Source organism: Bacteroides sp. RTP31139st1_H2_RTP31139_211217, assembly GCF_040227615.1.
Classification (GTDB): domain Bacteria; phylum Bacteroidota; class Bacteroidia; order Bacteroidales; family Bacteroidaceae; genus Bacteroides; species Bacteroides uniformis.
The window spans coordinates 467-6,452 of the sequence record NZ_JBCNZM010000188.1 but is presented as its reverse complement, the minus strand read 5'-3'; the positions used below and the strand labels follow the sequence as shown (position 1 = coordinate 6,452).

Sequence of the window (5,986 nt, the reverse complement as noted above, 5' to 3'; positions counted from 1 at the left end):
GCGCAGGCCATCGCCGCCGCCAAAGAGAAAGCCGAGCATGACCGCATAGCGGAAATAGGAGCGCAGAGGTTACGCCGCATCATGCCCGAAGGGGTGCAGGGCGTAATCATCGCCGAACTCAACGAAACGGAATACACTGACCCCTCTTACGAGTGTTCGACCACCCGAAGCGTGCGTACCGTCATTCTCGGCTTTTCGGCCACCTCCCGCAACGGCTTCGGGGAGTTGAGAAAGGCGGCGGCCAATTTCCCGCAAACGGCGCACCTCTCCGAATACGACCCCAAGAACGAACACCGCTATCCCGTTTTCACGCTCGGCAAAAGTCCGAAATACGGGTGGAGTGTCTGCAAACTGACCCACTACACCCGTGAAGGGTACATCGACAGGCTGGCATATATCGCAGGAAACGAGGAGAATATATGTCTGCCCGAGCCGAAAGACGAAAAACGGGCGGAACGCACTGAAACGAGCGTGCAAGGCGGGTTTATCATCGTGGACTATTCCGAGAAGGCGATAGCCGTATTCGGGGACACCAAGCCCGTCAAGGACGCCCTTCACGCACTCGGGGGACGCTTCAACGCACGGCTGACGCATGACGGGCAGAAGAAAGCGGGATGGATTTTCCAAAAGACCAAAGAGGACGAGGTGCGACGGCTTCTCGGAAAGGACGAATAAATGTTGAACACGGGGTGGCTCGCCGCCCCACAATACCAAAAAATCATGGCACAAGGAACAGATTATTTCAAACTGACGATACAGAACTATCTCGACGCACGGGCACGGGAGGACGAACTTTTCGCACCCCGATACGCCAACCCGAAAAAGAACATTGACGATTGCTGCACTTTCATCATCAACCAAGTACGGCAGAGCGGTTGCAACGGGTTTGCCGACGAGGAAATATACTCTATGGCACTCCACTATTACGACGAGGAGGACATCGACATCGGCAAACCCGTCAGTTGCAAGGTAGTGGTCAATCACACCGTCGAACTGACCGAGGAGGAAAAAGCCGAGGCACGGCGGAACGCCATACGGAAGGCCGAGAGCGAAGCCTACGCCAAGTTGGCGAAAGCCAAGTCCAAACCCAAGAAAATCGAAGATAACAAACTAATGCCCAGTCTATTTTAGTTATGAAACCGAGAACAAAATTCCAACAGAACGTCGTGGCGGCAAGCAAACACCTGCCGCCGCTTACCCCCGCACAAATCGAATGGGGGTACAAGAACTGCATCGAGCATATCGGACGCCGCACGCCGAAAGGACTTATCACCTGCACCGAGTGCGGCCACACGTGGCAGAGCGAAAACGGAGAACTCACGGACAATCTGTTAGGGTGCGAGTGTCCGCACTGCCACACCACGCTGAAAGTGGAAACCACCCTGCGCCGCAAGTTCAACGATTACGAGTATTTGTGCATCGTAACCCGCTGCAAGGGTTTTCAAGTCCTGCGCTTCGTCTATATCGAGTGTTGGGCGAAAGTGGGACAGACGCCCGTTTACACCCATATCGAAGCCGTACAGCGGTGGATTGCCCCCGACGGACGCTCCGCAACCTTCGCACGGCTGCGCCCGATGGGCTTCTTCGTTCACGGGTGGAGTTGGTCGAGCGCATTGGAACTGCGGGCGGAGAACGACGGGAAATACAACATCACGCCCACACGCATCTATCCCCGGCAACGGCTTATCCCCGAACTGCGCCGAAGCGGTTACGGCAAACAACTCCCCGATGTAACCCCTTTCGACCTTATCCACCTGCTGCTCTCGGAGAACAAGGCCGAAACGCTGCTTAAAGCGGGACAAACGGCACTCGTGCGATTTTTCGCCCGTTCCTCCCGCAATATCGCAGACTATTGGCCGGCCATCCGTATCGCCATCCGTAACGGGTACGCTATCGGGAAACCGACGGAATGGTGCGACTACATCGACCTGCTGCGATTTTTCGGGAAAGACCTGCATAACGCCCATTTCGTGTGTCCCGCAGACCTGCCCGCAGCGCATGACCTCTACATGGCTAAAAAACGGCGGCACATGCAAATGGAACGGCGGCAGGAGGAACGGCGCAAGGCGTTGGAACAGGAAGCCTCGTTTGTCAAAGCCAAAGGACGGTTTTTCGGAGTGGAGTTTTCCGACGGGGAAATCCGCATCAAGGTATTGGACAGCGTTGAAGCCATACGGCAGGAGGGCGAGGCCATGCACCACTGCGTGTTTACCAACGAATACTATCTGAAAGCCGACTCGCTCATACTCTCGGCTACAATCGACGGCAAACGTATCGAAACGATAGAGGTGTCCCTAAAACGCATGGAGGTCGTGCAGAGCCGTGGCGTGTGTAACAAGAATACCCCATACCACGGGCAAATACTGAAACTGATGAAGGGGAACATGTCCCTTATACGGAAACGAATGACAGCATAAAAATCGGGGCGGCGAAAGCCGCCCGCAAAAACAAAATAGAATGAACCAAATAGCATATAAATTCGTGTCGTGGGACGTTCCCGCACTCGAAAGCCTTGCAGGCTCAAAAGCGTACATATTACGCAAACGGCTCAATGACGGGGGAACGCTCACCCGTGAGGAGAAAGACTGGATTACCCGTGAGGTAAACCATAACACCTATTTCAAGGACTCCATTCCGCTTTTAGGGTATCGTTTCAACTTTGTCGATGTACTGAAAACATTCGTGGTAAAGCAGTACGGGCATTACACGGAATACAAGGGCGTGGACAAGACGAGCATACGCTCCATGTTGTACGGCAGAGTGGAAAGGATTGTCGAATTATAAAATCGGGGCGGCGAAAGCCGCCCTACAAAAAAAATATAACAATGAAAATCATCTATAAAAGCTACATGGCACGCCCGCTCAAACCCTTCGGGGAGTGGGATTGGGAAGTTCGGGAAGCAGTCAAGACGGCCCTTGCGCTCGTCGAGGGGAAAAACGGGTTCAGAACCCATTCCGAGATATGGCGAAGGTGCAACCTCGTCATTACCGTGGGACACAACATCTACACCACGAGTATCGAGATACGACCACCCGAGCAGGACGTGATACGCCGCAGGAGCAACTGGCATAACGGCTACGCCTACTACTGCAACGGCGTGTTCTGGGCGAACATGAGCAGGGTTAAAGTGGAACTTATCTGATTAAAAAATTTCGGGGCGGCAAAAGCCGCCCGTAAAAAGCGAGAATATGAAAACGAATGAAGTAAACAAGGAAATCTCCTATGAAACGCTGCTCGTAACCTTCGGCGAGGGTATCGGGCGGCTCGACACCATGTTCGACGACCCGCAGGTGTGGGGCGTTGCCACGCTGAAGCAGTGGATCGACGGGTATGAAACTACGCGCTTCACCGAAATCGACGACCGAACGGCGGTTATCACATCCGAATACAACATGGACAGCGTGAAGGAATGGCTGCAAAAGAACACACCGATTATCAACCTGGAAAAACGATAAAATCATGCGCAAGTACAAATTATTCATCGGCTACCGGCTGCTGGGAGAGTTTTCCGGTATATGGGAAGCTAAAAATTTCGCCGCTGAAAGCGGCATGAGCGGAATTTTCTCGCTCGTGGGAGAAAATTACCGGGACAGTTGGTACGAACCCAAAAAACAAGAAAAGAATGGAAACAAAGATTAAAGACATCACGGGAGCGGAAATAACCGTTACCGACTTAAAAGAGGCGGTACGCCAATGCCGGGAGTGCCTCGCAAGTCCCTACCTGATGCCCTCGGGGCATACCGTGGGGGAAAACCATGCCTACATGTTGCGGCAACTGCTCGCCCTGCAAAGGCGGAAACGGGAACACGGCGGGCAACGGCCGTGAAAATACGACGCGAAAAAAATCGGACGATAACAACCGTCCGATTTTTTTGTTTCCCGTCAATCGACCGCCGTATGGTCGCCCAGCTTCCCGTGCAGTTCACGCCCGATATGTCCGGCAATGCCACGGGGAGAAATTTCAGAGATTGAACCCCACCCGCCATGCGTGTATATGCACGTCTTGAGCGGTTCGGTACGGGAAAGGTAGAACAGATAGCCGTTGCGGAGCAGGATGCCCACGAACACCGAGCCGACCTCGATGTCGGCGATCTCGTCAAAACGTATCTTCCCGTCATTGTATAATACTGCCGTGCCATCCGCATCGGGAATGACGAACAGATCGTCTTCCATGACAATCCCGTGCAACTCGATTAGCGACCCCAGGCATTCACTCGCCGATACCCGGTCGTAATCACCCTTTACCTCATTTGTCGATTTCGTTTCCATATCGCTTTTCTTTAGGTTCAGACAAATACCATACGAAAAAGGCGTGAGAATACGTTAAATACCGGCATTGAGGTACAGCCAAGCACCCATCCACTCGATAGATAATTTCTCCCCACGCCGCTATCGCATACGCTTGACGCATATAGACACGACGATGAAGAAGAGAACTACCCATTATTTTGCGAGCGGATTAAAATTTGGCTGTTTTCAATGCCCCACCATAATGTGTTCCTTCCGTATGTAAATCGCCCGGCGGCACGCCGCCGGAGGATTCGATTGCAAATATAACGATTTCATCCGGGTATCGGCGACAACACGTGCGATTTTTAACAACCTTCCTGCCAAAGAACTACCCGCCGTCCTACAATTTCGGCCCCCGGGCGGGTTTGCGGGGCGCGACCTTCGGCTGCGCCTTCTTCTCCCTGGGCGGTTCGACGATCCGCAGTTTGAGTTTCTCCGTCTTACGGTCGTAACGCACCTCGCAGCAGTCAATCTCACCCGCAACCGACGTCCACACGTTGTTCACACGCACCGCGCCGCCCGAGTAGAGGGTCTTGTATTGTTCGTATTCGAGCGGCTGCCGCAATTTCGCGTCCACCTGACGGTGGAACGAATAGATATTACGTCCCTTTGCTATCTCGTCGGGAACGTAAACCCGCAACTCGGGATGGGTGGCCTCGGCATAGAGGCACAGATCCGCCGTGCGAAGCTCCCTCGGAACCCACTGGATCATCCTCGGGTCGCCCCGCACGGCCGTATCGGCCACGAGCGGCGTGATGGCCGTCTGGGGAATGTCGTACAGCACCCCCGCATCCTTGCGAACGGCCTCCAACGCCACCTCCTCCGTTACAAGCCGGCGGTTCAGGTGCAGGACACTCATCAACCGGTGTATCTTTTGCGGGTCGTCCTGCTCGCGGAACACCTGCAAGACCAGGGCGGGGTCGCTCAACGCGCTGATAACCGAGAAATCGGTTTTGTCCTTCCCGTAGGTACGCTCGAAAGCCTCCCGGCTCATCTCCGGCGTCCGGGCTTCGCGGGGGACGCCTTTCAGGTTTTGCGGGTTCTCCCGCACCAGGCTCATGTATAGATCCGGGCTTTTCATGCTCTCGGGCAGGTGGGCGATGGCATAGGGACTGCGCCGTATGGCCTCCATGCACAACTCCGGCGTTTTCCACTTCTCGGGGACATATTGCAGGTAGCTCCCGTCGTGCCCGACGGCCCGGCGGCACATCTCCTCGTTCTTGGCGTGGTCGGGAAGGTTGTAGAACAGCTCCGGCTCCAGGGCGAAGATCTCCCGGGCCACCCTCGGCGTGACGTGTGCCGGGTTCATGTGCTGCAAAAAATCGAAGGTCTTCTCGTAATTCGTGCAATAGAACCCCAACGCCTTCATGTGTATATCCTCGAAAGGGATATAGCGGAGGACACGCAGGTCGTCGGCACGGATCAACGCCCGGTTGCAGACCTCCGGCGTGAGCTGTTCGGGGTTGAAAAAGCGGATGGCCAGGGGATCGCGCTCCAGCGCCATCCCGCACAGACGGTCGGTTTTCAGATGCTTCGGAACGTACTCCAGCGCCAGGTAGTTCGAGGACACGGCGGCCTCGCAGACCCGTTCCGTGCGTAACTCCTCCGGCACTTCATGGAGCAGGATGCCGTCCCCGCTGACGGCACGCAGGCAGACTGCCTCCGTGCGCAGTTCCACCGGCACGAGCGAAAGGC

At 55.1% G+C, this 5,986-nt stretch carries 10 protein-coding genes; 8 read left to right on the top strand and 2 right to left on the bottom strand.

Translation table 11 applies throughout. The features are described from left to right. The 8 genes from ABUA47_RS21090 to ABUA47_RS21055 form a co-directional block, all read left to right on the top strand. Positions 1 to 675: hypothetical protein (locus tag ABUA47_RS21090; RefSeq protein ID WP_349832002.1), on the top strand; the 675-nt coding region annotated here is incomplete at its 5' end. A gap of 45 nt (positions 676 to 720) precedes the next feature. Beyond that, positions 721 to 1,131, top strand: coding sequence for a PcfK-like family protein (locus ABUA47_RS21085; RefSeq protein WP_009132163.1), 411 nt, complete (start codon positions 721 to 723; stop codon positions 1,129 to 1,131). 2 nt (positions 1,132 to 1,133) lie between these two features. Then, complete coding sequence (locus tag ABUA47_RS21080) at positions 1,134 to 2,417, top strand: PcfJ domain-containing protein (RefSeq protein WP_004303775.1); 1,284 nt, start codon at positions 1,134 to 1,136, stop codon at positions 2,415 to 2,417. A gap of 40 nt (positions 2,418 to 2,457) precedes the next feature. Beyond that, positions 2,458 to 2,784, top strand: a complete 327-nt coding sequence (locus ABUA47_RS21075; protein ID WP_004295437.1) for a hypothetical protein — start codon at positions 2,458 to 2,460, stop codon at positions 2,782 to 2,784. Positions 2,785 to 2,825: 41 nt separating this feature from the next. After that, complete coding sequence (locus ABUA47_RS21070) at positions 2,826 to 3,143, top strand: hypothetical protein (protein WP_018697395.1); 318 nt, start codon at positions 2,826 to 2,828, stop codon at positions 3,141 to 3,143. Positions 3,144 to 3,189: 46 nt separating this feature from the next. Beyond that, a complete protein-coding gene (locus ABUA47_RS21065) occupies positions 3,190 to 3,456 on the top strand; it encodes a DUF6956 domain-containing protein (RefSeq protein WP_004303780.1) in 267 nt (88 codons plus the stop codon). 4 nt (positions 3,457 to 3,460) lie between these two features. After that, positions 3,461 to 3,640: a hypothetical protein gene (locus ABUA47_RS21060; protein ID WP_004319137.1), complete on the top strand. Its 180-nt coding sequence runs from the start codon at positions 3,461 to 3,463 to the stop codon at positions 3,638 to 3,640. After that, a complete protein-coding gene (locus ABUA47_RS21055; RefSeq protein ID WP_004319138.1) occupies positions 3,624 to 3,827 on the top strand; it encodes a hypothetical protein in 204 nt (67 codons plus the stop codon). The genes ABUA47_RS21060 and ABUA47_RS21055 overlap by 17 nt, the downstream gene beginning before the upstream one ends. Before the next feature lie 56 nt (positions 3,828 to 3,883). Here the strand turns inward: ABUA47_RS21055 and ABUA47_RS21050 are convergent, their stop codons facing one another. Further along, entirely contained in the window at positions 3,884 to 4,270 is a 387-nt protein-coding gene (locus ABUA47_RS21050; RefSeq protein WP_004295441.1) for a hypothetical protein, read from the bottom strand. Positions 4,271 to 4,631: 361 nt separating this feature from the next. Beyond that, positions 4,632 to 5,986, bottom strand: a 1,355-nt coding sequence (locus ABUA47_RS21045) for a DUF4116 domain-containing protein (protein WP_349832001.1), incomplete at its 5' end; no start/stop codon positions are given.

What these genes read in the sequence shown, in the direction of transcription:
- ABUA47_RS21080 (WP_004303775.1), top strand. Translation starts at nt 1,134, where the DNA reads ATGAAACCGAGAACAAAATTCCAACAGAACGTCGTGGCGGCAAGCAAA.
- ABUA47_RS21085 (WP_009132163.1), top strand. Translation starts at nt 721, where the DNA reads ATGGCACAAGGAACAGATTATTTCAAACTGACGATACAGAACTATCTC.
- ABUA47_RS21055 (WP_004319138.1), top strand. Translation starts at nt 3,624, where the DNA reads ATGGAAACAAAGATTAAAGACATCACGGGAGCGGAAATAACCGTTACC.
- ABUA47_RS21050 (WP_004295441.1), bottom strand. Translation starts at nt 4,270, where the DNA reads ATGGAAACGAAATCGACAAATGAGGTAAAGGGTGATTACGACCGGGTA.
- ABUA47_RS21060 (WP_004319137.1), top strand. Translation starts at nt 3,461, where the DNA reads ATGCGCAAGTACAAATTATTCATCGGCTACCGGCTGCTGGGAGAGTTT.
- ABUA47_RS21075 (WP_004295437.1), top strand. Translation starts at nt 2,458, where the DNA reads ATGAACCAAATAGCATATAAATTCGTGTCGTGGGACGTTCCCGCACTC.
- ABUA47_RS21065 (WP_004303780.1), top strand. Translation starts at nt 3,190, where the DNA reads ATGAAAACGAATGAAGTAAACAAGGAAATCTCCTATGAAACGCTGCTC.
- ABUA47_RS21070 (WP_018697395.1), top strand. Translation starts at nt 2,826, where the DNA reads ATGAAAATCATCTATAAAAGCTACATGGCACGCCCGCTCAAACCCTTC.